Here is a 26487-nt window from a genome sequence, read left to right as displayed (position 1 = left end):
GGCGATTGAGGAACACGAAAAGCTAAAGGTTCAGCACCCGCGCCGGGCGAAGCTCCCCACCCTCCAGCCGGACCAGGGCCACGGGAACGCCTTCGGTCAGGGCCAGGGCGGTCGCTTCCTCCCCGCCGGCACCGCGCAGCGCCTCCAGCCGGTCCAGATCGGCCCGGCGCAGCAGAGACACACCCTGACCATGGCGCAGGCGATCGGCCTCTACCGGTGTCAGGTCGATGGCGGGCAGCCGGTCCAACGGGGCCGCCACTGGCATCAACAGCCTGTCCGGGTTGCCTTCGGCCACGATCTGTTCCAGCTGTTCCAGCGTCACTGCATTGGCCAGCGTGAACGGCCCTACCGACAGGCGGCGCAGCACCGTGATATGGCCGACGGTTCCCACCGCCAGGGCCAGATCACGGGCCAGCGAGCGCATATAGGTGCCCTTGCCGCATTCCACCTCGAACTCGGCATGATCGGCATCGGGACGGCCCGTCAGGTGGAAACCATCAATGCGCACGGTACGGGCGGCCAGTTCCACCGCCTCCCCTTCACGCGCCAGATCATAGGCGCGCTCGCCATCCACCTTGATGGCGGAATATTGCGGCGGTACCTGGCTGATCAGGCCCTGGAAAGCCTCCAGCGCCTTTTCGATCTGTTCATCCGTGGGGCGTACATCGCTGGTAGCGATGACCTGCCCGGCGCGGTCGTCGGTATCCGTTGCCTCCCCGAATTTCATCACGAAACGATAGGTCTTGTGCCCGTCCATGGCGTATTGGACGGTCTTCGTCGCCTCGCCAAAGGCGATGGGCAGGATGCCAGTGGCGATGGGGTCCAGCGTGCCACCGTGGCCCGCCTTTTCCGCATTCATCATCCAGCGCACTTTTGCCATGGCCTGCGTGCTGGTCATGGTGCCGGGCTTGTCCAGCACCAGCCAGCCGTGACGGGGTACGCCCTTGCGCTTACGCGCCATGGTTCTTGTCCCCGCCCTCTTCCTCATCCTCGGCGGCATCGTTGCCGGTATTGACGATGCCGGTCATGTCGCGGGCGACGTGCGGGTTGTGCAGCAGCCGGTCGATCTTTTCAGCGTAATCGAAGCTGGTATCCAGCTGGAAGGACAGGCGCGGGGCATAGGGCAGGCGGATTTCATGCGCCACCTGGGTGCGCAGGAATGCCGAGGCGCGGTTGAGCGCCGCCACCAGTTCAGGCTTGGACCCGCCCAGCGGCATGACGAAGGCGGTGGCGTTCTTCAGGTCGGGGCTGATGCGCACTTCCGACACGGTGACGTTCAGATCCATCAGTTCCGGGTCACGGAATTCCCCGCGGCGGAAAATATCGGCCAGGGTGTGGCGGATTTCCTCGCCCACGCGCAACTGGCGCTGGCTGGGTCCCTTGGCGGCATGGCCGCTGTCGCGTCGCTTGCTCATCATTTCAATCCTTTGCCCTGGCGGGGGATGGGACCCCGGACCGGGCGTTGCTGCGTCAGGTCAAGGGACCGTGCGTAGCATAGCGGGTGACGGATGAGACAGGGAAGTTACGCATGGAAGGGGTTGAGGAAGAAAAAGTCAGGGCCCGGCATCCGCCCGACCGGACCTGCGGCATCTGTCACCGCAGGTCCGGTCAAGCAGAAGGCGAGCCCCGACAATCACCGCTTCAAATCATTCACCGCGCCAGCGGCAGCATCTCCCGCATGCCGCCCGGCAGGTGCGGGACCAGCAGACGACGGGCGGCTTCCCACTGGGTCGACAGCAGCAGCAGACCGGAGCCGATGACCAGGGCGGCCAGCGCCATGTTCATTTCCTTCGCCGTGCCAGCCATGGAGAAAAGCTGCCCCATCGCATACAGCACATAGACCAGGGCCGAGACCAGCATGGCCCGGCGGTCGATGGCCAGCGAGACCAGGGCGATCACCAGATAGGTGCCGATGCAGGTGGCCAACGCCAGACCGGGACTGACCGTCTGCACCGCCCCGTTGGCCCCCACCCAGGAGAAGACCGGATGGATGATCAGGGGTGAGGCCGACAGGTGCAGCCAGAAGGCCACGTCCGACCGGCGGGTATTGCGCTCCCGGTCCTGGCTGTCCCAACGCATGGCGATGGCGAACATTACCAGCCCGCCGATCAGCACCAGCACACGGGTGCTGTCCCGCAGCGACGGCACGGCAAGCAAAGCCAGGGCCGCCACGGCGGCCAGGGCGATGGCCGACCCCGCCGCTACGGTGATCGGCACCATGAAGCGGCGCCAATGGGCGTAGGCACCAGCACCGGCCAGCAGGGTGGCACCCGCCACCACGCCGGCGGCATCGGCAATATCCTTCACCTGCGCCTCTTCAAGACCCATCAGGTCGAACAGGCCGGTCAAGCCCGCCACCAGCGTGCCGCCGGCAAAGCCGATCAGCAGCACGATGCTGGACAGTGACAGGCGCAGACGGCGCGTGAAATATTCGGCCAGACCCCAGCTGATGGCAACCACCGCCAGCCCGCCAAGTGCCGGATGCGCCTGTCCCCCCAGATAGGCGGCAGCGGCCAGGATCAGGCCGCAACAGACCGACACGAACACATCGTTGAACCCAGTGAGCAGCCGGAAGCGCTCATGCTCCGCCGCGTCGATATGACCGCGCCGGGTCGCCACGAAGTCACGGAAGCCCGCGACATTCTGATCGCTCAATATACCGGCCGATATGGCGGCATCGAGTTCTTCATCACTATACATCTTTCCCCCCTCCCTATTGGATTGGCCTAAGTATGCGGCGTGACACCGGTGGCCGCAATCACTGGTACCAATTGTTTAGATGCAGAAAAGAAACAGTCACCAAGGATACGAATCCGTTGCAATCAAGAAGCTTTCGTCCGTGGTTGATAATCTGTTAACGCTGTGCAGCGCGGAACCGAAACCGCGTTTAAAAACAAACCTTTCTCGGACAGGGGAACCCTATGCAATCCAAGAGCAGCCTGTTTTTCAGGACGGCGACGCTTGCCCTTCTGGCAGCCGGTGCCGCCGGCGCGATGCCCGCCATGGCCCAGGATACGCTGGATGAAATTGTCGTTACCGGTTCGCGTATCCGGCAAAGCCCGCTGAACCAGACGCAGCCCATCGTGCAGGTCGACAGCGAGTCGATGGCCCGCACCGGCCTGTCCAGCACCGCCGAAATTCTGCAGCGTCTGCCCATCTCCGGCGGCGGCCTGAACAGCAAGTTCAACAATAGCGGCAATTTCGGCAACCCGCCGGATGGCGGCGGCGTCGGTGCCGGTTCGGCCGAAGTGGATCTGCGCTATCTGGGTTCGCGCCGCACCCTGGTGCTGGTCGATGGCCTGCGCTGGGTCAATGGCGCGTCCGCCTCCGGCATCCCGTCCTCAACCGACCTGAATTCCATCCCCAAGGGCATCATCGACCGGATCGAGGTTCTGCAGGAAGGCGCGTCGCCGATTTACGGCTCTGACGCCATTTCCGGCGTGGTGAACATCATCACCAAGCGCAAACAGGATGGCTTCTCCGGTTCCGCCCAGGTCGGCGCCTTTGATGAAGGCGACGGCGTCACGCAGGAATATGACCTGTCCTGGGGCGCGTCTTCCGGCGGCACCAGCATCGTGGCCGACCTGACCTATGTGAAGCAGGAAAGCGTGATGTCGGGTGACCGCTCCATCTCGCAGTTTCCGACGCCGGGCGTCACCGCCTGCGACAGCTCCTGCTCGTCGGGCACGCCGCTGGGCCGCTTCATCGTCAACAACCCCGTCACCGGGGCTGGTATGAACCTGACCCTGAAGAATGCGGTGCTGACGGGCCGTCCCACCTTTGACCCGCTGAACCCCACCGCCGGCAGCTTCAAGAACTTCACCACTGCCGACCGCTTCAATTTCCAGCCCTATAACTATATCCAGGCCCCGTCGGAACGCCTCGGCACCTACTTCCAGGTGACGCAGGAAATTACGCCCGACATCAATTTCCGCCTGAAGGCCGTTTATAACAACCGGCAGTCCGCCAACCAGGCGGCCCCCATTCCGCTGTTCGTGGGTCCCGATGCCGGTAACGGCAACCTGCTGGACCAGATCAGCATCGACCGCACCAACCCCTACAACCCGTTCGGCGTCACCCTGTCGTCGGGCGGGGCCAATGGCCCGGCCAATTACGCCTTCATCGGCCGCCGCTTCATCGAAGCCGGTCCGCGCCATTATGAGCAGGAAGTGAACACCTGGTACGTGTCCGGTACCGTGGACGGGTCGCTGATGCTGGGCGACAACAAATGGTACTGGGACGTCAACACCATCTTCTCCCGTAACAGCGCCACGCAGAAATTCACCGGCAACGTGAACGCCCAGCGTCTGGCCCAGGCCCTGGGCCCGGTCGCTAACTGCACCGGTTCCTGCGTACCGTTCAACATCTTCGGCGGCCAGGGTTCGATCACCAAGCCGATGATCGATTACGTTCTGTTCACGCAACAGGACAGCAGTAAGCAGCGTCTGGCCGACACCTCCTTCAACCTGTCGGGCGACCTGTTCCAGCTGCCGGCGGGCGGCGTTGGTCTGGCCGTGGGTTACGAATATCGTGACCAGCGCGGTGAGTTCCAGCCGGACGCGGTTGTCGCCGCCGGCCTGGGTTCCGACATCCCGGCCCAGCCGTCCAAGGGCAGCTTCGACGTGAACGAAGCCTATGGTGAGCTGCGCGTGCCGCTGATCGCCGACCTGCCCATCGCCAAGCTGCTGGAAGTGTCAGGTGCCGTTCGCTACTCTGACTATTCCACCTTCGGCAGCGAAACGACCTATAGCGGTCGCGTCAACTGGCGCGTGACCGAAGACGTGCTGCTGCGCGGTTCGTGGGGCCAGGGCTTCCGCGCGCCGGGCATCGGCGAACTGTTCGGCACGCCGTCGCGCTTTGACCAGGAGCTGGTCGACCCCTGCTCCGACATGCTGGGCCTGTCCGGCGGCACCGCGGCCGCAGCGGGCGTTCGTGCCAACTGTATCGCCCATGGTGTGCCGGCCAACGGTTCCTATGTGCAGGCCAACCCGCAGCTGTCGGTCATCACCGGCGGTAACCGCAATCTGAAGCCCGAAACCTCGGAAAGCTGGGTGTTCGGTGGTGTGTTCAGCCCGTCTTGGGAACTGGGTTGGGCCGACCGTCTGGATTTCGAGGTGAATTATTATGACATCTCGCTGAAGGACGCGATCCAGCCCATCGGGGCGGAGACCATTCTGGGCCGTTGCGAACAGAATAACGACGCCTTCTCCTGTGGCTCCATCACCCGTACCGCGTCGGGTGCCATCAACCAGATCAGCGGCCTGTTGCAGAATATCGGCGCCATCGACACCGACGGCATCGATTTCACCATCAACTGGCAGGGTCCGGAAAGCGACCTGGGCACCTTCCGGTTCAGCCTGAACCAGACCTTCCTGCTGAACTATACGGAGACGGTCCCGGCCACCAGCGGCACCTCCAAGATCGAACGTGAAGGCACCGAAAAGGGCAGCCCCGACCAGGCATTCCCCAAGTACAAGGCCACGGCGATCCTGGACTGGGCAAAGGATGATTTCTCCGCCTCGGTCACCAACCGCTATATCAAGAGCGTGGATGAAAGCCAGGCTGACAACAAGCTGGGTGCCCGTCTCTATACCGACGCGCAGGTCAGCTGGTTCCCGGCGATGTTCGAGAACAAGGTGGGTCTGACGCTGGGCGTCAACAACCTGTTCGACAAGGACCCGCCGGCCTGCTTCAGCTGCGGTCTGAACAATTTCGACCCCACCACCTATGACGCGCCCGGCCAGTTCGGCTATGCGCGCCTGACCTACAAGATGTAAGGGGCGGGCGGCTCCGCCTAATCCGCTCTACACGGGACCCGGGTTCACATGATAGTGAACCCGGGTCTTTCTTTTCCCGGATGCAAGGTTCCGTCCCATGACCGCCCCGCTGTTCAACAAGGTTGCCATCGTCGGCTTCGGCCTGATCGGTTCGTCAATCGCGCGGTGCGTGGCTGAATATCCGGGCCTTGCGAACGGTGTGGTCTGCGTGGACCGCTCGCAGGCGGTGTGTGACCGGGTCCTGGAACTGGGGCTGGCGCAACAGGCCGGCACCGATCCCGCCCTGGTGTCGCAATGCGATCTGGTGGTTCTGGCCACGCCCATCGGGGCCTTTGCTGATCTGGGTGCCATCATCGGGCCGCACCTGATGGCGGGTACGATCCTGACCGATGTCGGGTCGGTGAAACAGTCGGTGATCCGCGATATCGCCCCGCATGTGCCCGAAGGGGTGCATTTCATCCCCGGCCACCCCCTGGCCGGCACCGAGCACTCCGGCCCCGACAGCGGCTTTGCCCTGCTGTTCAAGGGCCGCTGGTTCATCCTGACCCCCACGCCGGGCACCAATCAGGCGGCATTGGACAGGCTGTCGGCCTTCTGGGCCGGCTGCGGTTCCATGATCGAGGTGATGGAACCCGGTCATCATGACCGGGTGCTGGCCATCACCAGCCACCTGCCCCACCTGATCGCCTACACCATCGTGGGCACCGCCACCGACCTGGAAGAGCATTTGCAGTCGGAAGTCATCCGCTTCTCTGCCACCGGCTTCCGCGACTTTACCCGCATTGCCGCCAGCGACCCCACCATGTGGCGCGACATCTTCCTGAACAACCGGGAGGCGGTGCTGGAGGTGATCCAGCGCTTTACCGAGGATTTGACGGCCCTGCAGCGCGCCATCCGCTGGGGTGAGGGGGACAAGCTGCATGAGCTGTTCACCCGCACCCGCGCCGTGCGCCGTTCCATCATTGATGCCAAGCAGGCGTAAGCATCATGGCCGAGGATGAGCGCCGGCCGTCGCCCGACGCCCTGTTGCAGGCGGCGAAGGCCGAACGGCGCGGCAAGCTGAAAATCTTCCTGGGTGCCGCCCCCGGCGTGGGCAAGACCTATGAGATGCTGCGCACGGCCCATGCCCTGAAAAAGGACGGAGTCGATGTCGTCGTCGGAGTGGTTGAAACCCATGGACGGGCGGAAACCGACGCCATGCTGGCCGGGCTGGAGGTCTTTCCGCGCAAGACCCTGTCCTATCGCGGGCAGGAATTGTCGGAGATGGACCTGGACGGGCTGATCGCGCGGCGGCCCACCATGGTGCTGGTCGATGAGCTGGCCCACACCAACGCGCCGGGCAGCCGCCATGCGAAGCGGCATTCCGATGTGGAGGAGCTGCGCGACGCCGGCATCGATGTGCTGACCACCCTGAATGTCCAGCATGTGGAGAGCCTGAACGATGTGGTGGCCCGTATCACCCGCATCCGGGTACGCGAAACCGTGCCCGATCAGGTGATCGACAGCGCAGACGAGGTGGAGGTGATCGACCTGACGCCCGCCGACCTGATCAAGCGGCTGGGCGAGGGCAAGGTCTATGTCCGCGATCAGGCCCAGCGTGCCCTGAAACATTACTTCTCCCCCGGCAATCTGACGGCGCTGCGCGAACTGGCACTGCGACGCACGGCGCAGCGCGTGGATGACCAGATGGTCACCTATATGCGCAGCCATGCCATCGCCGGACCCTGGGCGGCCGGCGACCGGCTGCTGGTCTGTATCTCCGACGATCCGGGGGCGGGCGGGCTGGTCCGCCATGCCAAGCGGCTGGCTGACCGGTTGAAGGCCCCCTTCACCGCCGTTTACGTGGAAACCGCCCGCCATCAGCGCCTGGACGAGGCGGCGCGCGATCGCGTGGCCGATGCCCTGCGTCTTGCCGAGCAACTGGGTGGGGAGGCGCTGACCCTGCCGGGCCGGACGGTGACGGAGGCGCTGGTCGGTTTCGCGCATACCCATAACATCACACAGATCATCATCGGCAAGTCGCAGCGGTCGCGATGGTTTGAGATGGTGAACGGGTCGGTGGTGCATGATCTGCTGCGCCGGGCCACGGGCATTTCCGTGCATGTCATCGCCAGCGAACAGCCCGACCCCGACAGCAACGCCGCCCGACGCGTGACGACGCGGCCACCTGCCCGGCCCGCCGATTACAAGGCCTATCTGGCCGGCATCGCCTTTACCGCCCTGGCGCTGGGGGCAGGTGTGCTGGTTGATGAATGGCTGGGCGTGCAGAATATCAGCCTGGTCTTCCTGATGGCCGTGCTGGGCAGTGCAGTCCTGCATGGCTTTCTGCCATCGCTGTTCACGGCGGTGCTGGCCGTTGCTGCCTATAATTTCTTCTTCCTGCCGCCGCTTTACACCTTCTCCATCGGGGACCCGTCCAACATCTGGTCGCTGGTCTTTTTCACCGGCGTCGCCATGCTGACCAGCCGGTTGACGGCGCGGGTGCGCGAACAGGCGGAAATCGCCCGCATCCGGGCCCGCACCACGGCGCAGCTATCTTCCTTTGCCAGCAAGCTGGCCGGCATTGGCGGTATGGATGATCTGCTGTGGGCAGCCAGCCATCAGATTGCCCTGATGCTGAAGCTGCGCGTTGTCCTGATGCTGCCAGCGGACGACGATAATGCCGCCAGCCTGTATCCGGCGTCGGCCTACCCGCCCGATGACCAGATTTCCAACGCCGACCATGCCGCCGCCGTCTGGGCGTTTGAGAATGGCAAGCCGGCGGGGCGGGGTGCTGCCACCTTGCCCGGCACCCAGCGCCTTTACCTGCCCTTGCGCACCGAACGCGCCACCGTCGCGGTGGCGGGCATCGGCAGTGACGATGCCGGCACCGGCCCCCTGCTGACGCCCGATGACCGCCGCCTGCTGGATGCGTTGCTGGATCAGGCGGCAGTGGCGATTGAGCGGGTGAAGCTGGTCCGGGCCATTGATCAGGCCAAGCTGGAGGGGGAGACGGAGCGGCTGCGGTCAGCCATGCTGACCTCCCTGTCGCACGATCTGCGCACGCCTTTGGCCGCCATCATCGGCACCGTAACGGGTTTGAAGGCCGGCCAGGGGCGGCTGGCCCCGGCGGAGACCGCATCCATGCTGGACAATCTGCATGGGGAAGCCGAACGCATGGGCCGCTTCGTGCGCAACCTGCTGGACATGACGCGGCTGGAGGCAGGGGCGCTGGATCTGAAGCGCGAGCCGATTGATCTGGCCGATGTCGTGGCCGGGGCCGTGCGCCGGGCGGGCCCCGTCCTGTCGGGCCATATGGTCGATATCCGCATGCCGGCTGACCTGTCCCTGGTGCAGGGGGATCATCTGCTGCTGGAACAGGCACTCTTCAACCTGCTGGACAATGCCGGCAAATACGCCCCGCGCGGCAGCGTCGTGCGCGTCCAGGCCCTGCGCGAGGCAGCGCATGTGACGCTGCGGGTGGAGGATGAAGGGCCGGGCATCCCGGAGGAGGCGCGGACCCGTATCTTTGATAAATTCTTCCGCGTGGAGGCGAAGGATCACCGCACCGCTGGCACCGGCCTGGGCCTTGCCATTGCGCGTGGTTTCGTGGAAGCCATGGGCGGCACCCTGACGGCGCGGGACCGGGCGGATGGCAAAGCCGGGGCGTGTCTTGAGATGACCCTGACAGTGGACCCGCGCGGCGACGTCGTCATGGCGGAGGCGACAGCATGACGCGTCCCCACCGTATTCTGGTTGTGGAGGATGAGGTGGCGATCCGCCGCCTGCTGAAAACCATCATAACCCCGGAAGGGTGGGAGATGGTGGAGGCGACATCCGCGTCACAGGCCCTGACCCTGGCCCGCCAATCCCTGCCCGAACTGATCCTGCTGGACCTGGGCCTGCCCGATATGGACGGTCTGGACCTGATCCCCACCTTGAAGCGGGAACGCCCGGTGCCGCTGATCGTGCTGTCCTCGCGCGACCGGGAGCAGGACAAGATATTGGCCCTGGACTTAGGTGCCAATGATTACGTGACCAAGCCGTTCGGGGCTGGCGAGCTGATGGCCCGCATCAGGGCCGCCCAACGCCACACGATACAGCAGATGGGCGGCCGCCCCCTGCTGCGCATCCGCGACCTGGAAATCGACATGGTCAATCGGCATGTGCAGAAGGCCGGCCGGCGTCTGCACCTGTCACCCACCGAGTTTGACCTGCTGCGCCTGCTGGCCCAGCATGCGGGCCGCATCCTGACCCATGCTCAGATCCTGAAAGAGGTCTGGGGACCGGCCAAGGCCGAAGAGGTGCAGTATCTGCGCGTCTATATCCGCCAGTTGCGCCAGAAGATCGAGGATGATCCCAACGCCCCCCTTTTCGTGCAGACCGAACCCGGCATCGGGTATCGGTTCACGGATGCGGAGGATACACCTTGATCCTGCACACAATCGGCTATGAGGGGGCCTCGCAGGGGGCCGTCATCGCGGCATTGAAGGCAGCGGGGGTGCGGCTGCTGCTGGATGTACGCGAATTGCCCTCCTCCCGCCGCGCCGGCTTTTCCAAATCGCCCTTGCGCGCCAGCCTGGAGGCGGAAGGGATTGCGTATCTGCACCTGAAGAAGCTGGGCACGCCCAAGGAAGGGCGGCTGGCCAACCGCGCCGGCCGCATGGGCGAATTCTGGTCCATCGTGGAGGAAGGGTTGGCACGACCGGAGGCGCAGTATGAGCTGGGGCTGGCGGGGTCCCTGTCCCTGGACAAGCCCGCCTGCCTTCTGTGTTTTGAGGCCGATCACAGCCAGTGCCACCGCCTGACGGTTGCCAACCGTCTGACGGCGGCCCATAGCTTTGACGTCGTCCACCTGCGCCCCGATCCGGTGTTTTAGACCCGCAGATCCCCCAACGCTACCACCTGCCGCAGCTGTTCCGCCCCGGCCACATCGCGGATGGTGACCGCCACCTGCCTTGCCGCCCAGTCGATCTCGATCAGGCCGAAATTCTGGGCACGGTAGGCCTCGCCCACCCGGCGGGCATTGGGCGGCAGCACGGGCCAGACCTCCGTCAGACCTGATGAGGTGAAATCCCACAGCGGATAGGGCACGTTCCAATCCAGTTTTGAGATTTCGGCGTAATGCGTGTCGCCGGAAATGCAGAACAGGCCATTGGCCCGCTTCTCGCGGATCGTCTCAATCAGGCGCTGATGATCATGGGTGAAGTTGATCCAGGCCTCCCAGCCGGGGAAATCCGACACGACCTGCAGGGACGACGCCAGGATACGCAGGTCGGCGGGACGGGCCAACTGTCCCTCCAGCCATTGCCACTGCGCTTCCCCCAGTTGCGTCGCCTCCCCCTCTGGCAGACGGGCATAGGGGCCGGGCACGCTTTGGCCCGCCTCATGCCGGGCCGTGGCCCATTCCTTGTACTCCTTGCCGCCCATGTCGATGGTGGCAAGGGCCGTCCGGTTCCAGCGCAGGTCGGGCAGGATGATCTGGAGCCGCTTGCCCTTCGGCCCAAATTCATAGGCTGTATAGATGCCGTCGGGCCGGGTGCGGCGGATACTGTCGGGGGCTTCGCCGAAGAAATCGCAGAACAGCTTCCGGCTTTCCGCCTTCATCGGATAATCGGCCCCGGCATCATTCTCGCCGAAATCATGATCGTCCCAGGTGGCGACGATGGGCACCGCATCACGCAGCTTCTGAAACCCCGGCTTGGCCGCCAGCATGGCGTATTTGGCCTTCATGTCATCGACATTGCGGGTATCGAGATAGACATTGTCGCCCAGCAGGATCATCAGGTCAGGTTTGGCGGCCAGGATGGCATCCCAGATGGGCTGATCCTTGGTCTGATGCGCACAGGACCCGAAGGCGATGCGGGTCGGCGTCGCGTTGTCCGGCAAACGGCGCACGTTCTGCGCCTGGGCGGCCTGGGCCATCAGCGGTGCAGCGGCCATGCCTGTCAACAGCAGGCGGCGGTCAAGAAGGGGGCGGGACATGGGGGCCTCCGAATAGAAAGAAGGGGCGGACCCAAGGCCCGCCCCAGTTTCAAAAGGGAAGAGTGACAGACAAAGGGTGCCGGCGACGACGCCGGCACCTGAGGAACACGGAAACTCAGAACTGCTTCTTCAGCGACACGAAGAACTGGCGCGGCGCGCCGGCCAGCAGCGTCTGTGACGTGCCCGTGGGGTCGCTGTTGGTGAAGCCGTTGGAACCGATGGTCGACACGTACTTCTTGTCGAACAGGTTGGTGACATTGGCTTGCAGCTCGGTCCCTTCCAACCAGGCATTGCCTTCGAACCGGTAACCGACGCTGATTTCCGCCAGGGTGTAACCCTCGACCGAGGCATCGTTCAGATAGGTGTAGTAACGCTTGCCGGTATAGGCAGCACTGGCCGAGGCATAGAGATTGCCGTCATCGTATTTCAGCTCACCGCGCAGCAGGTTCTTGGGCGCGTTGACGACCGTCTTGCCATCGGTCGCCGCAGTCACGGCCCCGTTGGCACCCCGGACGTTATCGTCATAGGTGCTGTCATTATAGGTGTAGGAGGCGACGATGGAGACAGCATCGGTCAGGTCCACGGTGGCCCCGGCCTCGATACCGCGCATGGAGACACCACCGACATTTTGCAGGGCCGACGGGTTGCCAACGATCCCCGGCCCCAGGGTCAGGGCCAGCAGACGGTCGTCGAACTGCACGTCATAGGCGGCGACCACGCCCTTCACGATGCCGGCATTAAAGCGCCAGCCCAGTTCGATGGTACGGCTGGTTTCCGGCTCCAGGCTGTTGCGGATGGCGTTGAAACCGTCCTGGGTGGTGGAGAAGGGGCCAGCGGTGTTGGAGCTTTCGAAGGTACGGATATTCTCGGCGTAGGAGCCAAAGACCTGATGTTCGTTGGACAGCTCATAAACGAAGCCGGCCTGCGGCAGAAAATTGTCCTTGGCCTTGATGGTACCGTTCTTCACCGGGCCGACCAGGGTCTTGGCGGTGTTTTCCACCTTCACGGCCTTGAACCCGGCGGTCACGGTCAGGGCATCCATGACCTTCCAGCTGTCCGACAGGTTGAACTGCCGGGTCTCAGTGTCGAAATCATATTCCCACTGCGTGGCCATGGCCCCGCGCTGGAACTGCGTGGAAGAACGGCCCGGGCTGGCGCGGTTCAGGCCATAGAAGCGGCGGGCATGGGCGAAATCATTCTGCTCGAACCAGAAGCCGCCGCTGACCGTGTGGTTACCGATTTCCGCCGTCAACTGGCTGACGGCACCGTACCGTTCGATGCCATATTCAGTGGTGCGGATGGACATGGGCGCACCACCCGGCGTCACGACATAGGGCGTGAACCAGAGGCCCTGGCCGTCATTCTTGTGGGCATAGCCCGTGACATCCAGCTTCAGCGCGTCGGTCAGCGGATAGGTGAGGTTCACCGCCCCAATCGTATCCTCGCGCAGGCCAGCCGCGTCGTAATAGGCATCGTCCACGGACGTGATCTTGCCCGGATAGGGACCGGTGGCCAGCCCGTTATAGATGTCTGCGACGCGCAGGGCCGTGGCCCAATCCTTGGCGAAATTGTCCCAATCATAGCCCAGGCGACCGATCATTTCCTTGGACAGGTCCTGGTAGTCATTCTCGGCGCGGTCGGACCAGTTGACCCAGGCGCTGATCTCGCCCTCACCCACGCTCTGAACCAGCTTGAAATTCAGCTGGTCCTGCTTCTGGACGCCGTCGCCCTTCCACTTGTCGGCATTCTGGCGGGTATAGCTGACATAGGCGCTGGTGCCCGTGGACAGCTCACCCGTTTCCAGCCGCACGAAGCCACGGCCCGTCTTCTCGCTGCCGGCGGTACCGGCGACATAGGCACCGGCTTCCTTGGCCGGGCGGCGTGACGTGAACTGCACGGTACCGCCCAGATTGCTGGTCGATGCGGTGGCCAGCGAGCCGGCCCCCTGCGCCACCGTCACCTGATCGATATTCTCGCTGCTGATCGCGCGGGAAATATGCAGGCCATTATGATTGCCATAGGACATGTCGCCCAGCGGCACCCCATCCAGGGTGAAGCCCAGCTGATTCTGGTTGAAGCCGCGGATGGTGATGCGGGTCGACCATTCATAGGCACCGAACGGATCGGCCGACTGGAAGCTGACACCGGGCAGGTTCTCGATGGCCTTCAACGGGCTGGTGCCCGGCGCTTCCAGGGCAATGGCGGCCTGGGTCACGCCCTGCACCTGCCGCGCCTCGCCACGGCCATAAACAATGATCTCTTCCAGCATCGGGGCCGTTTCGGCCACCTGCGTGGTCTGTGCAAGCGTGGGGGACACGGCGAGCAGGGTGGCGAGCGCCGTGCCTGCGATCAGCTGACGATGGTTCATTATGGGCATCCCTTTGGTCGCCGGCATGGTTGCTGCGGCGCACAATGGGCGGATAGCATTGTTATATTTCAATGATTTGACGTGTTCCGGTCGAAACCATGATGGTTCTGTTGCGCGGTTGCAGGAGCGCTGGTGGTTACATGCCCCTTCCCTAACGGAAGGTTAGGCCCCTGAATCCCCGCCGCCACCGCAGACGTCCCCGCCGCAAAGCGCCATTGCCGGGCTGCCGGCTTTGCGACTAGAAAGGCCATCATCCTTGGTTTTGTCAGGTATATGGGCGGAGAATTCCATGCAGCCGATGTGGCGTGTCGCGTTTGAGGTGCCGGAGGCGCTGGTCCCTGTCTTCGCCGACATGGTTGAACCGCATGTGGACGCCGTCTCCACCTTTGAGTTGCAGGAGGGCGGCCAGTGGCTGATCGAGTGCACCTCCTATAACGAACCCGACACCAACCGCATCGGCCTGAAGCTGGCGGTGCTGGCCGCCGCCCATGGTATTGCCGAGCCGGAACTGACCAAAGAGCCGCTGGCCCCCATCGATTGGGTGACCCAGACCTATCTGTCCTTCCCGCCCATCGAGGCCGGGCGCTTCTTCATCCATGGCAGCCATCACAAGAAGCCGGTGCCAAAGGGCAAGATGGGCCTGCAGATCGAAGCCGCCATGGCCTTCGGGTCGGGCGAACATGCGACGACGCAGGGCTGCCTGCGCGCCATTTCCGAACTGGCCTCTCGCGGGCGCGACAGTTTCCGCAGCGCGCTGGACATGGGCTGCGGCTCGGGCATCCTGGCCTTCGCCATCGCCAAGCTGGCGCACAAGCCCGTGATCGGTGTCGATATCGATGAGCTGTCGATTGAGATCGCGACGGAGAATGCGCAGCTGAACCGCGTACACAAGCTGGTGAAGCTCTATGCCGCCAATGGCTATGCCGCCGAGGCCGTGCGCCGCCATGGCAAGTTCGACCTGATCGTCGCCAATATCCTGGCCCGCCCGCTGGCCAAGATGTCGCCGGACCTGAACCGCTTTCTGTCACCGGGCGGCACCGCCATCCTGTCGGGGCTGCTGCACCGTCAGGAACCGCTGGTGATCAACGCCCACCGCGCACAGGGCCTGCGTCTGGTCAAACGCTTCCGTCTGGGCGACTGGTCTACACTGGTCCTGAAGAAGGGCTGAGGGGGCGAATTAGGGGGCGCTGCGTTACGCCGCGGCACCCCGCCTTGCGCTGACCGCGGTTTCCGCCTGCGCCAGAAGATCGGCCAGGATCTCAGCCACGGGCTGTTCCCTGGTAACCATGCCCACCGACTGCCCGGCCATCAGCGACCCGTTCTCGACATCGCCATCGATGACCGCACGGCGGAGCGCACCGGCCCAGTAATGCTCGATCTCCAGCTGGGCCTCTTTCTGGTCCAGCTCGCCGGCATCAAAGCGGGCAATCACCTCGCGCTGCTTATCCATGAAGCGCTTGGTGCCCTCGTTCTGCAAGGCGCGGACGGGGATGACGGGAAAGCGGCTGTCCAGCGCCACGCTGGCCACGGCGTCACGCGCGCTGCCCCGGATAAAAGCGGCCTTGAATTTCGGGTGCGCGCGGCATTCGTTGGCGCAGACGAAACGGGTGCCCAGCTGCACACCGGCTGCCCCCATCTCCAGGTAGGAGACGATGGCTTCCCCACGCCCGATGCCGCCGGCCACGAAGACCGGCACATCGCGGATTTCGGGCAGGATTTCCTGCGCCAGGACGGAGGTGGAGACAGGTCCGATATGGCCGCCAGCCTCGCTGCCTTCAATCACGATAGCATCCGCCCCGCTGCGGATCAGCTTCTTGGCGATGACCAGGGCGGGGGCGAAGCACATGACCTTGGCCCCGCCATCGCGCGCCGCCTTGATGGCGGTGGCGGGCGGCAGACCACCGGCCAGCACGATATGGCCCACCTTCTCTTCCCGGCAGACCTGGATCAGCTGATCCAGCTGCGGATGCAGGGTGATCAGGTTAACGCCGAAGGGCTTGGTCGTGAGCGCCTGCGTCCCCCGGATTTCATCGCGCAGAAGGTCGGGTGACATGGACCCGGACGCAATGACGCCAAAACCGCCGGCATTGGAAATGGCCGCCACCAGCCCACGATCCGACACCCAGGTCATGGCCCCGCCCATGATGGCGAGATCAGTGCCCAGATAATCACGGCCCCGCGACCAGAGCTGATCCAGATGATGGCGAGCGGTCATGGTGACGGACCCTTCAATATTTGACTGCCGAATGGTCGGCGTTCACTACCCCCGGTGCTGTGAGCGGTCAAGGGGTGGGGCACAAATGAAAAGGCCCGGCACCGTTTCCGGGCCGGGCCTAACCGAGAACCGATAAGAGCTTAAGCCTTATCCAGACCATAGGCCGTGTGCAGGGAGCGCAGGGCCAGTTCGGTATATTCCTCGGCGATCAGGACAGAGACCTTGATCTCGCTGGTGCTGATCACCTGGATATTGATGCCGCGGTCGGCCAGGGCCTTGAACATGCGCTGGGCGACACCGGCGTGGGAGCGCATGCCGACACCGATCACCGACACCTTCACGACATTGGCATCCGAGACGAGGCGGCGATAGTTCAGCACGTCCTTGGACTTTTCCAGAACCTGCACGGCGCGGTCGATATCGGCCTTGCCCACGGTGAAGGTCATGTCGGTGGTGCGGCCATCTTCGGACACGTTCTGCACGATCATGTCGACATTGATGGCGGCGTCCGTCAGGGGCCCGAAGATGCGGGCGGCGACGCCTGGCTGGTCTTCCACGCCAATCAGGGTGATCTTCGCCTCGTCCCGGCTATAGGCGATGCCGCTGACCAGTTCCTGTTCCACGATCTCATCCTCGTCCACGACCAGGGTGCCGGGCAGTTCGGAGCCGGCCGCCTGTTCAAAAGTTGACAATACCTGCACCCGCACATGGTGCTTCATGGCCATCTCGACCGACCGGGTCTGCAGGACCTTGGCGCCCAGCGACGCCATTTCCAGCATTTCCTCATACGTGACGCGGTGCAGCTTGCGCGCCGACTTCACGATGCGGGGGTCGGTCGTATAGACGCCGTCCACATCGGTATAGATGTCGCAGCGGTCAGCTTTCAAGGCCGCAGCCAGTGCCACCGCCGACGTATCAGAACCACCACGGCCCAAGGTCGCGATCCGGCCCTTTTCCGTCACACCCTGGAAGCCGGCGACGACGCCGACCACGCCCTGGGACATGTTGTCGGACAGGTGGGTGGTGTCGATCCGCTCAATACGCGACTTGCCATGCGTCTCGTCGGCAATCAGCGGGATTTGCCAGCCCTGCCAGGACCGGGCGGGAATGCCGATTTCCTGCAAGGCGATGGCCAGCAGGCCGGACGTCACCTGCTCGCCCGAGGCGACGACGGCGTCATATTCGGCCTGATCATGGACCTTCGCGATCTGCTTGCAGTAATCAACCAGCTGGTTGGTCACGCCCGACATGGCGGAGACGACGACGGCCACCTCGTGCCCGGCATCGACCTCCTGTTTCACCTTTTTAGCGACATTCTTGATCCGCTCGATATCGCCGACCGAGGTGCCACCGAATTTCAGGACAAGCCGCGCCATAACGCCATTCCATCAAGGGTCAGGGTAATTTTCGCAAAGGCTCCGGTGCCGGAGCGGGCTATCCATAACCCGCTGCCCTGCCCTTCGCAAGGCGCGCCCATCGCACTGCACCCATGAAGCGGTGTGGTACGCGGGCCCGCGCGTCCTATTGACCCCGCGACAGGTTACGCCACCTTTGCTATGCCGTTTGCCGACGTCCGGGAGAGATGACCATGACAGCCGCAGCGTACACCCCGCCCCGTACCACTGTCGATCCGGCAGAGATCGAACGGTTCAGCCGCATTGCCGCCGAATGGTGGGACCCGGCGGGCAAGTTCCGGCCGCTGCACAAGTTCAATCCCGTGCGTCTGGCTTGGCTGCGCGACGTGATATGCAAGGCCCATGGCCGCGACCCGCATGGCCTCCGCCCCCTGGACGGTATCCGCATCCTGGATGTGGGCTGCGGCGGTGGCTTGCTGTCGGAACCGCTGGCCCGGCTGGGGGCGACGGTCACCGGCATCGACGCGGCGGAAAAGAATGTGAAGACGGCGGCGGCCCATGCGGCGGAAACCGGCGTGACTGTCGATTACCGCGCCACGACGGCGGAGGATCTGGCATCAGCCGCGGAACAGTTCGACGTGGTCCTGGCCATGGAGATCGTCGAGCATGTCGCCGATATCGACCTGTTCGTGCGTACCGTCGCGGGACTGGCCCGGCCCGGCGGGCTGGTCTTCATGGCCACCTTGAACCGGACGGCCAAAAGCTTCCTGTTCGGGATCGTGGCGGCGGAATATGTGCTGCGCTGGCTGCCGCGCGGCACCCATGACTGGAAACGTTTCCTGAAACCGTCGGAACTGACCGGCACCCTGCGCCGGTCGGGCGTGGAGGTACGGGAGGTGACGGGTGTGGCCTACAACCCCCTCTCAGACCGGTTCAGCCTCGCGGCCAAGGACCTGGACGTGAACTACATGCTGTGGGGTGTACGGGGGTAACTACCCCGCCACCATCATCACCAGCCATTCCGCGGCCAGGGCCGGCTTGTCCGTCCCCTCCACCTCCACGGTAACGGCGTAGCGCATCAGGTGCTGGGCAGGGCCCTTGGCCTCCACGGCCAGCAGGGTCAGGGCACCGCGGATGCGCCGTCCGCTGCGCACCGGTGTAATGAAGCGCAGCTTGTCGAAGCCATAATTGATGATCATGGCGGCTCCCGCCAGCGGCGGCACCATCTCCATCCCCATGGCACCCAGCAGCGACAGGGTCAGAAACCCATGGGCGACCGTGCCGCCCAGCGGCGTGGCGGCGGCGCGGGTCGGGTCGATATGGATGAACTGATGATCGCCCGTCAGGTCGGCGAATCGATCGATCATGCCCTGGTCCACAACCAGCCAATCCGACCGGCCCAGTTCCGTGCCCACCCGCGCCTGATATTCGACCAGCGTTAAGGGCGGCTGCTTTGGACCCTGCATGGTGATTTCCCCCCTGAAATTCAAACGTTTGTTTCAAGGCATAGTGAGGGAAACGACCGGGAGTTTGCAAGGGCTACGGCAGGTCGGCCGGCTTCACGGCGCGCGCCGCGTCCAGTTCCTTCTGCAACCGGTCAGCGCGGGCCTGATGCTGACGCGCCGCGCGGCGGTGGGCATGCTGGCCCAGCCAGACGGTCAGGCCGCCCGCAAAGAAGCCCACAACCAACGTGATCAGCACCAGGGTGAAGGCCGGAGCTTCCAGCGTGCCGACCAGGGGCCACAGCGCTAGCTGCACCGGCGTCAGGTTCGACACGGCGAAGCTGATGGCCAGCGCCGTCAGCGGCAGGGTGAGGATCCAGGACAGGTAGCGCACGGGTTCGTCCCTTCAGCAACGTCAGACAGAAAAACGGCCCCAGGCAGAGCCGGGGGCCGTACAGGTTAGCAGAAATCCTACGGAACAGGGCAACTCAACAGGGCTGGACGGTCCGGAGAAAACCACCCACCCCCTTACATCATCGCCGCCCCCAGAAGCAGGGCCAGCGATAATCCCATCAGGGCCGTCGATACATATTCCAGTCGTTCCAGGCGCTGGCGCGCGCGGCGCAGGTTGCCGGCCATGTCGGCATAGGCGCGTTGGGGTCGGAGCATGTTTACGGCCTCCCATCCTTGGGTCCGGCACCCGTTAGCAAGGATGCCAGGGTCGAAAAGGGGCGGCGCGGCGACAAGCAGGCGGGGAATGCGCTGGGGGGCTGTACTGTCACCCACTTGCCGCCGAACCGTCACAAAAGACTGCACCCAAAGGCGGTAGGGGGCAAGGGGAAAAGTACGTTTATATCCTTATGTATCGGTTTTACGAAATTTCCTTAGCTGCGTTGCAGCAAGAAGACCGCCTGCACGCCAAGCCAGTTGGCGCGGAAACTGTCGGCGGGGGCTGGTACAACCCGATCATCGGCGCCCAGGATCAGGCTGCGTTCGATGGTGACGTCCATATCCTGGCACAGGGCGACCATGTCGGCGATGGTGCAAAAGTGGATATTGGGCGTCTCATACCATTCATGGCCCAACCGGTCGGTCACCGGCATGCGCCCACGCAGCAGCAGATCGCCCCGCACCCGCCAGTAGCCGAAATTCGGTACCGACACGATGGCATGCCGCCCGATCCGCACCAGATGGTCCAGCACAATGCGCGGGTGGCGCGTGGCCTGCAGGGTCTGCGACAGGATCACGTAATCGAACCCATCGCTGGGATAATCCTTCAGGTCGGTATCGGCGTCGCCCTGGATGACGGCCAGACCGCGCGCGACAGACGCCCGCACCCCGTCCATCGACAGCTCAATGCCGCGCCCGTCCACCTGTTTGCGGTGAACCAGGGCGTGCAGCAACTCGCCATCGCCGCAGCCGACATCCAGAACGCGGCTGTCGGGTTCGACCCACTCGACAATGCTTTCCAGATCACTGCGGATGGCGGCGGGCGGCAGAAGGGAGGTCACGGCCATTGGTCTGTTACCCCACCTTGGCGGCGATGCCGCGCCGGGCCGCGTGGCCGTCGATGAAGCCCCGCGCCACCTGATAGAATTCCGGCACATCCAGCAGGAAGGCATCGTGGCCCTTGTCCGTCTCCACCTCGACAAAGCTGACATTGGCGGCAACGGCGTTCAACGCATGCACCACGGCCCGGCTTTCGCTGGTCGGGAACAACCAGTCGCTGGAAAAGCTGATGACGCAGAATTTGACCGGCGTGCCTGACAGGCGGCCATCGGCCCCCTGCACCCGGAAGGCATTGGCCAGCACCCCGCCATGGTCGGCCGCCAGATCGAAATAATCCATGGCGCGGGTGATATAGAGGTAGGAATTGGCGTCGAACCGTTCGACGAAGCTGATGCCCTGATAGCGCAGATAGCTTTCCACCTGGAAGTCGGCGTCGAAGCCGAAGGTGATGGATTTGCGGTCCTGCAGGTTGCGCCCGAATTTGCGGTGCAGGGCCGGTTCCGACAGGTAGGTGATGTGGGCCGCCATGCGCGCCACCGACAGACCCTTGGTCGGGCGGGTCCCCTGGTTCAGATAGTCACCCTGTCGCCAGTCGGGATCGGCCATGATGGCCTGACGCCCCACCTCATGGAACGCAATATTCTGGGCGCTGTGGCGGGCAGCGGTGGCGATGGGCAAGCAGCAATACACCTTGTCGGGGTAGCTGACGGCCCATTGCAGCACCTGCATGCCGCCCATGGAGCCGCCAATGACGCAGAACAGCTGATCGATACCCAGATGGTCGATCAGCATCTTCTGCGCCCGCACCATGTCGGCGATAGTGATGACGGGGAAATTCAAGGCCCAGGGCTTGCCCGTACTGGCGTCCGCCTCCTTCGGCCCCTCGCTGCCCATGCAGCCGCCGATGACGTTGGAGCAGATGACGAAAAAACGGTCGGTATCGACGGGCCGGCCCGGCCCCACCATCAGGTCCCACCAGCCGGATTTGCCCGTTACCGGATGCTGTTCGGCCACATACTGGTCGCCTGTCAGCGCATGGCAGACCAGCACGGCATTCGAACGGTCGGCATTCAGCCTGCCATAGGTGCGGTAGGCCAGTCGGAAGCCCGACAGGGTGCCGCCACCATCCAGTTCCAGCGGCTTTTCCAGACCCAGGCGTATGCAGCCCGTAGGCCCGGAAAGGGCGGCTTCACAAGGGTCCTGGCTTGTCGCGTCGATGACCATGCTCATGGTTTCTGGCTGTCCCGTCCGGTCATGCGACCCGGTATGGCGGGCCCTGGTGGGCCGTGCCGGGCTGGGTGACAACTGCTATGAAGGGGGCTGGCGGGTGTCAATGTTTTCTTTGATTTCGGGGGGGCATCCCGCCTAATACTATCCGCCTCCCGAAGGACCCAAACCCGGCCCTCCATGCCCACCAAACCCACCTTGGACGACTTACGCCGCCAGATCGATACGATCGATGCGGAGATCCATACGCTGCTCATGCGCCGCGCGCAGGTGGTGGAGGAGGTGGCCAGGGTAAAGCCGCCCGGCCGCCCCTATATCCGCCCCGGTCGTGAGGCCGAGATCGTGCGCAATCTGGTCGCCCGGCACAGCGGTGTGTTTCCGGTGGATGCGGTCGTGCGCATGTGGCGCGAAATGATCGCTGCCCTGACGCGCATCCAGGGCCCACTGGCCGTCGCTGTCGTCTGCGCGAACGAGGCGCAAAGCCCGCTCTGGGACAATGCGCGCGACCATTTCGGGTCCACCACGCCGACCTTTGCCGTCAATACCCCGATGGCGGCCTTGCGCGCCGTGTCGGAAGGCACCGCGACCCTGGCCGTCGTGCCCTGGCCGGAGGAGGATGACAACGACCCCTGGTGGCGGTTCATCCTGTCCCCCGATCCCAAGACCCCGCGCATCATCGCTCGCTTGCCCTTCCTGCGGGTTGAGGGGCAGAGCGTGGGGCGCGAGGGTGGCGACGCTCTGGTCCTGGCCGCCGTTCCCATGGAAGCCACGGGCGACGACCGCGCCCTGCTGGCCGTTGAGGTGACGCAGGATGTCAGCCGGGGCCGGCTGAAGGATGTGCTGGAAGGGGCCGGATTCGCTACCTTGCAGTTGCGCACCCATCATCTGCCCGGCGGTGGCGGTGCGGTGCATCTGGTGGAGGTGGAAGGCTTCGTCCCCCTGGATGATCCCCGCCTGTCCGCCGCGATCCAGCGGCTGGGCGACAGCGCCTCCAGCGTCCTACCCATCGGGGCCTATGCCACGCCGGTGATGCTGACCCGGGGGTGAACGCCCCGCCGGCCCTATCAGTCCAGTCTGGACTGGCCCCCTGCCCGCATTGACGCCCAATCTCTCGACCCGATAGGTTTTCGGGCAAACAACAAGGCGGGTGGATCGCGCCTGCCGTCGGACAGGGTGAGATCAATGGATGACCGGGTGATGCGGCTGCTGGTGCGGCCGCCGGTGCGGGTGGGCGAAGATGCAGCGCTGCTGGCGCTGCGGCTTCTGGTCGGGTCGTTCCTGGTCTGGGGGGTAGCCGACAATATCCTGTCGACCGAGCGCATGGATGAATTCGTGCGCTTCCTGACGCAGTTCAACTTTCCCCTTCCAGATGTCATGGCCCGCCTGTCGGTCTGGGCACAGCTCATCTGCGGCCTGTCTTTCATCCTGGGGATGTGCGCGCGCTGGACCGGCATTCTGTGCATGATCAATTTCATCGTGGCCATCGTGATGGTCGATCAGCATCAAGGTATCCGTGCCATGTTCCCCAGCGCCTGTCTGGTGGCTATCGGCCTGCTGCTGCTGGCACGCGGGGCCGGGCGCTACAGCGTGGATGTGCGCCTGGGGGACTGCGGGCCGACGTGATTTCCCGACAGGGCCGCGTTATGGTACCCGCCGTTTTCCATCACTGGTGAAGGTTGGCCTCATGTCGCAGCAATTGCTCCTGTCCGGCGGTCTGGTGTTTGACGGGCTGTCGGCCCCGCAGCCGGGGCTGGGCGTGCTGGTCAGCGACGGGCGCATCGCGTCGGTGGCGCCGGTGGGAGAATTCGCGGGCTATGCCGGTGCCCGGCATGATACCGCCGGGGCGACCTTGATGCCCGGCCTGGTCGATGCCCATGTGCATCTGGCGCTGGAGGCCACGGGCGATGTCGTCACGACCCTGCGCCAACGGCCCATGGGCGACCTGACTCTGCGCCTGCTGGAAAATGCCCAGGCCACGCTGGCCGGCGGCATCACGGCCATGCGCGATCTGGGCGGGGTGGAATGGCTGGAAATGTCCATCCGTGACGCCGTCCGGGCGGGCCGGCATATCGGCCCCTCCATGCGCTGTGCCGGCAAGGCGCTGACCATCACGGGCGGGCATGGCGCCTGGATCGGTATTGAGTGCGATGGTCCCAATGACTGGCTGCGCGGGGTGCGCACCAATGTCAAACATGGGGCCGACTGCATCAAGCTGATCGCTACCGGCGGCGTGCTGACCGGCGGGGTGGACCCGCTGGCCCCGCATCCGGCGGAGGGCGAACTGGCCGCCGCCGTCACCATGGCCCATGATTTCGGCCTGAAGATCACCGCCCATGCCCAGGGCGCGCGCGGCATCGCGCGGGCGGTATCCGCAGGCGTGGACAGTATCGAACATGGGTTCGAACTGACCGATGCGCAGATCGCCATCATGATCGACAAGGGCGTGCGACTGGTGCCCACCCTGTCCGCCATGATGGCCCTGCTGGAGATGAAGGACCGGCTGCCCGGTTTTGTCCGGGCCAAGGCGGAACGGTTCGGTGAAATGCATTTCGACAGTTTCCGCCGTTTCGTGGCCGCCGGCGGCGTGGTCGCTATGGGCACCGATGCCGGCACACCCGGCAACCGCCATGGGGAGAATGCGCAGGAACTCCATCACATGGTGACCCTGGGCATGGACCCGCTATCGGCGCTGAAGGCTGGCACCTCCGTCGCTGCCGACCTTCTGGATTTCCCCGACCGGGGCCGTATCGTCAAGGGGGCGGCGGCGGACCTGCTGCTGGTACCGGGTGATGTGGTTACGGATATCAAGGCGGCGGCAGACGCGTCGCGGCATCTGGCCCTGTGGAAGGATGGGATACGCGTCACCCTGTCCCGTGTCGCTGCACCACAGGGCTTCACCCCCGCGTCTGCCGCCGGCTTCTGATCCCGGCACCGGCGCTGAAAAGCCGCATCGACGATTCCGCTTTCGCCAATTGGAAACCTGACCTATATCGGCCAGGGATACGGAGGCGGGACCGGCGGGGGCCGGGCGTTGCCGTACCGTCGGGGGAAACATCGTGTCCGCAACCCTTTCCGCCATCGGCGGGCGGCGCAATGCGCTGGTATTCTGGTTGGGCTGCGCCGTGGTGACGGCCGGCGTCGTGCTTCATATCCCCATGTATCTGATGGGTGCTGACATGGGCTATGTCCTGGTCGGCATGCCCATGGACGTGGAAATGTATTGGGGCATGGCCCTGATCGTGGTGGGGATTGGGCTGGCGGCCTTCGGCCTGCTGCCCAAACAACTGCCGCGGCATGAACGCATCATCGAAACCATCGCCCCACCCGAAGACGCACCCCTGACGCGGGCGCATTGGGGCATGGCGGCCCTGCTGGCCCTGGCCCTGATCATCGACATCATGAAGCCGGCCAGCCTGGGCTTTGTGACACCGGGCATGCGGGCCGAGTATCAGGTGGACCGCGCCATGGTGGCCTGGCTGCCGCTGGCCGCATTGACGGGCACGGTCATCGGCTCCTTCATCTGGGGGGCGCTGGCCGACATTTATGGCCGGCGGGCCGCCATCCTTCTGTCCTCCATCATCTTCATCGGCACCTCCATCTGCGGGGCCATGCCGGACTTCTGGTGGAACGTCTTCATGTGTCTGCTGATGGGGGCGGGGGCCGGCGGCATGCTGCCCGTGGCCTATGCCCTGCTGGCAGAGATCATGCCCACCCGCCATCGCGGCTGGATGCTGGTGCTGATTGGCGGTATCGGGGCTGTGGGCGGTTACTTCGCGGCCTCCTTCCTGTCGGAACTGCTGCAACCGGTCTATAGCTGGCGGATCATGTGGTTCCTGAACCTGCCCACCGGCCTGTTGCTGGTGGCGATGAGCCCATTGCTGCCGGAAAGCGCCCGCTTCTTGCAGCATATGGGCCGGGGCGCAGAGGCGCGCGCCATGCTGGCCCGGTTCGGTGCCGTCGCCCACAAGGCCACGGATGAGGAAGTGGCCGCCGATCAGGACCACACCCATACCCCGCCGGTCCAGGGCCGCTTTCTGGGCCTGACGGCGGCACTGACGCTGGGCGCGCTGGCCTGGGGTCTGGTGAATTTCGGCCTGCTGCTCTGGCTGCCGGGCACGCTGGTGGAGGAAGGGTTGAGTGTGGCGGCAGCCAGCGGCCTGATTGCCAAATCCACCATCATCTCCATCCCCGTTGTCGCCATTGCCACCTTCCTTTACGCGCGGTGGAGTTCGAAATGGTCGCTGGTGCTGATGGTGGCCATGATGGCGGGCGGTCTGCTGCTGTTTTTGCTGCGCGCGCCGGGTGACAGCCCGCTTCTGGCGCTGACCTTCGTCATTGTCGGGTCGTCGGGCGTCATCTCCATTCTGCTGCCCTATACGGCGGAGAATTATCCGCTGCGGGTGAGGGCGCGGGCCACGGGCTGGGTGGCGGGATGCAGCAAGCTGGGCGGGCTGATGGCACAGGGGTTGTCGGTGGCCGCCGCCGTCCCGGCCTTCGGCACCGCCGCCGCCCTGATTGCCATCCCCACGCTGGGGGCCCTGGCTCTGATCGCCGCGCTGGGACGGGAGACCCGGGGGCGCGACCTGCGGGAGCTGGAGCAGGACCCCTCTGCATAAATTTGCAAGGACGC

23 protein-coding genes are annotated in these 26487 nt (G+C 64.5%); 11 read left to right on the top strand and 12 right to left on the bottom strand.

Annotation, left to right across the window (positions count from 1 at the left end; genetic code table 11):
* Positions 1-22: 22 nt before the first annotated feature.
* The 3 genes from truB to ABC729_RS15050 form a co-directional block, all read right to left on the bottom strand.
* Positions 23-961 carry a tRNA pseudouridine(55) synthase TruB gene (gene truB / locus ABC729_RS15060; RefSeq protein WP_495608363.1) on the bottom strand — a complete coding sequence of 313 codons (939 nt, stop codon included), beginning with the start codon at positions 959-961 and terminating at the stop codon, positions 23-25.
* Entirely contained in the window at positions 951-1415 is a 465-nt protein-coding gene (rbfA, locus tag ABC729_RS15055; protein ID WP_495608690.1) for a 30S ribosome-binding factor RbfA, read from the bottom strand. Before rbfA ends, truB begins: the two co-directional genes overlap by 11 nt.
* A 235-nt stretch (positions 1416-1650) precedes the next feature.
* The gene (locus ABC729_RS15050; RefSeq protein WP_495608362.1) at positions 1651-2700 is read right to left on the bottom strand and encodes a hypothetical protein; all 1050 of its coding nucleotides are present in this window, start codon (positions 2698-2700) and stop codon (positions 1651-1653) included.
* A 221-nt stretch (positions 2701-2921) separates the two neighbouring features.
* Between ABC729_RS15050 and ABC729_RS15045 the strand changes: the two genes are divergently transcribed.
* The 5 genes from ABC729_RS15045 to ABC729_RS15025 all read left to right on the top strand — a co-directional run bounded on the left by ABC729_RS15045 (position 2922) and on the right by ABC729_RS15025 (position 10635).
* Positions 2922-5777, top strand: a complete 2856-nt coding sequence (locus tag ABC729_RS15045; RefSeq protein ID WP_495608361.1) for a TonB-dependent receptor domain-containing protein — start codon at positions 2922-2924, stop codon at positions 5775-5777.
* 97 nt (positions 5778-5874) lie between these two features.
* The gene (locus ABC729_RS15040) at positions 5875-6759 is read left to right on the top strand and encodes a prephenate/arogenate dehydrogenase family protein (protein ID WP_495608360.1); all 885 of its coding nucleotides are present in this window, start codon (positions 5875-5877) and stop codon (positions 6757-6759) included.
* Between the two features lie 5 nt (positions 6760-6764).
* Entirely contained in the window at positions 6765-9491 is a 2727-nt protein-coding gene (locus ABC729_RS15035; RefSeq protein WP_495608359.1) for a DUF4118 domain-containing protein, read from the top strand.
* Complete coding sequence (locus ABC729_RS15030; protein WP_495608358.1) at positions 9488-10189, top strand: response regulator; 702 nt, start codon at positions 9488-9490, stop codon at positions 10187-10189. Before ABC729_RS15035 ends, ABC729_RS15030 begins: the two co-directional genes overlap by 4 nt.
* Positions 10186-10635 (top strand): DUF488 domain-containing protein, encoded by a 450-nt coding sequence (locus ABC729_RS15025; protein WP_495608357.1) that lies wholly within the window; start codon positions 10186-10188, stop codon positions 10633-10635. Before ABC729_RS15030 ends, ABC729_RS15025 begins: the two co-directional genes overlap by 4 nt.
* On the opposite strand, the gene ABC729_RS15020 is transcribed toward ABC729_RS15025, so the two are convergent.
* Together ABC729_RS15020 and ABC729_RS15015 are read right to left on the bottom strand one after the other, a co-directional pair.
* Entirely contained in the window at positions 10632-11741 is a 1110-nt protein-coding gene (locus tag ABC729_RS15020; RefSeq protein ID WP_495608356.1) for an alkaline phosphatase D family protein, read from the bottom strand. The genes ABC729_RS15025 and ABC729_RS15020 overlap by 4 nt on opposite strands.
* Positions 11742-11856: 115 nt before the next feature.
* On the bottom strand, positions 11857-14109 hold the full coding sequence (locus ABC729_RS15015) for a TonB-dependent receptor (RefSeq protein ID WP_495608355.1): 2253 nt from the start codon (positions 14107-14109) through the stop codon (positions 11857-11859).
* Positions 14110-14398: 289 nt separating this feature from the next.
* On the opposite strand from ABC729_RS15015, the gene ABC729_RS15010 reads away from it, so the two are divergent.
* Positions 14399-15277: a 50S ribosomal protein L11 methyltransferase gene (locus ABC729_RS15010; RefSeq protein WP_495608354.1), complete on the top strand. Its 879-nt coding sequence runs from the start codon at positions 14399-14401 to the stop codon at positions 15275-15277.
* A gap of 24 nt (positions 15278-15301) precedes the next feature.
* Here the strand turns inward: ABC729_RS15010 and ABC729_RS15005 are convergent, their stop codons facing one another.
* Positions 15302-16324 carry an NAD(P)H-dependent flavin oxidoreductase gene (locus tag ABC729_RS15005; RefSeq protein WP_495608353.1) on the bottom strand — a complete coding sequence of 341 codons (1023 nt, stop codon included), beginning with the start codon at positions 16322-16324 and terminating at the stop codon, positions 15302-15304.
* Between the two features lie 140 nt (positions 16325-16464).
* Positions 16465-17700: an aspartate kinase gene (locus tag ABC729_RS15000; RefSeq protein ID WP_495608352.1), complete on the bottom strand. Its 1236-nt coding sequence runs from the start codon at positions 17698-17700 to the stop codon at positions 16465-16467.
* 212 nt (positions 17701-17912) lie between these two features.
* Here ABC729_RS15000 and ubiG point away from each other — a divergent pair, with 212 nt between their 5' ends.
* Positions 17913-18671, top strand: coding sequence for a bifunctional 2-polyprenyl-6-hydroxyphenol methylase/3-demethylubiquinol 3-O-methyltransferase UbiG (ubiG, locus tag ABC729_RS14995; RefSeq protein ID WP_495608351.1), 759 nt, complete (start codon positions 17913-17915; stop codon positions 18669-18671).
* On the opposite strand, the gene ABC729_RS14990 is transcribed toward ubiG, so the two are convergent.
* The 5 genes from ABC729_RS14990 to metX all read right to left on the bottom strand — a co-directional run bounded on the left by ABC729_RS14990 (position 18672) and on the right by metX (position 21860).
* Entirely contained in the window at positions 18672-19145 is a 474-nt protein-coding gene (locus tag ABC729_RS14990; RefSeq protein ID WP_495608350.1) for a MaoC family dehydratase, read from the bottom strand. It lies immediately after the preceding gene.
* 73 nt (positions 19146-19218) lie between these two features.
* The gene (locus ABC729_RS14985; RefSeq protein ID WP_495608349.1) at positions 19219-19515 is read right to left on the bottom strand and encodes a LapA family protein; all 297 of its coding nucleotides are present in this window, start codon (positions 19513-19515) and stop codon (positions 19219-19221) included.
* 134 nt (positions 19516-19649) lie between these two features.
* Positions 19650-19790: a hypothetical protein gene (locus tag ABC729_RS14980; protein WP_156344592.1), complete on the bottom strand. Its 141-nt coding sequence runs from the start codon at positions 19788-19790 to the stop codon at positions 19650-19652.
* A 215-nt stretch (positions 19791-20005) separates the two neighbouring features.
* Positions 20006-20638 carry a methionine biosynthesis protein MetW gene (gene metW / locus ABC729_RS14975; RefSeq protein WP_495608348.1) on the bottom strand — a complete coding sequence of 211 codons (633 nt, stop codon included), beginning with the start codon at positions 20636-20638 and terminating at the stop codon, positions 20006-20008.
* Positions 20639-20645: 7 nt separating this feature from the next.
* Entirely contained in the window at positions 20646-21860 is a 1215-nt protein-coding gene (metX, locus tag ABC729_RS14970) for a homoserine O-acetyltransferase MetX (RefSeq protein WP_495608347.1), read from the bottom strand.
* Positions 21861-22037: 177 nt separating this feature from the next.
* On the opposite strand from metX, the gene ABC729_RS14965 reads away from it, so the two are divergent.
* From ABC729_RS14965 to ABC729_RS14950, 4 genes are all read left to right on the top strand, one after another.
* Positions 22038-22904 (top strand): chorismate mutase, encoded by an 867-nt coding sequence (locus ABC729_RS14965; protein ID WP_495608346.1) that lies wholly within the window; start codon positions 22038-22040, stop codon positions 22902-22904.
* Positions 22905-23039: 135 nt separating this feature from the next.
* Positions 23040-23480, top strand: a complete 441-nt coding sequence (locus tag ABC729_RS14960) for a DoxX family protein (protein ID WP_495608345.1) — start codon at positions 23040-23042, stop codon at positions 23478-23480.
* A 61-nt stretch (positions 23481-23541) separates the two neighbouring features.
* Complete coding sequence (locus ABC729_RS14955) at positions 23542-24780, top strand: metal-dependent hydrolase family protein (protein ID WP_495608344.1); 1239 nt, start codon at positions 23542-23544, stop codon at positions 24778-24780.
* A 133-nt stretch (positions 24781-24913) separates the two neighbouring features.
* Positions 24914-26473 (top strand): MFS transporter, encoded by a 1560-nt coding sequence (locus tag ABC729_RS14950; RefSeq protein WP_495608343.1) that lies wholly within the window; start codon positions 24914-24916, stop codon positions 26471-26473.
* The last annotated feature ends 14 nt before the right edge of the window (positions 26474-26487 follow it).

The organism is Niveispirillum sp. CC-CTL257, assembly GCF_059489915.1.
Note: the sequence above shows the minus strand (reverse complement) of the source record. Positions and strands in the feature narration are given on the sequence as shown.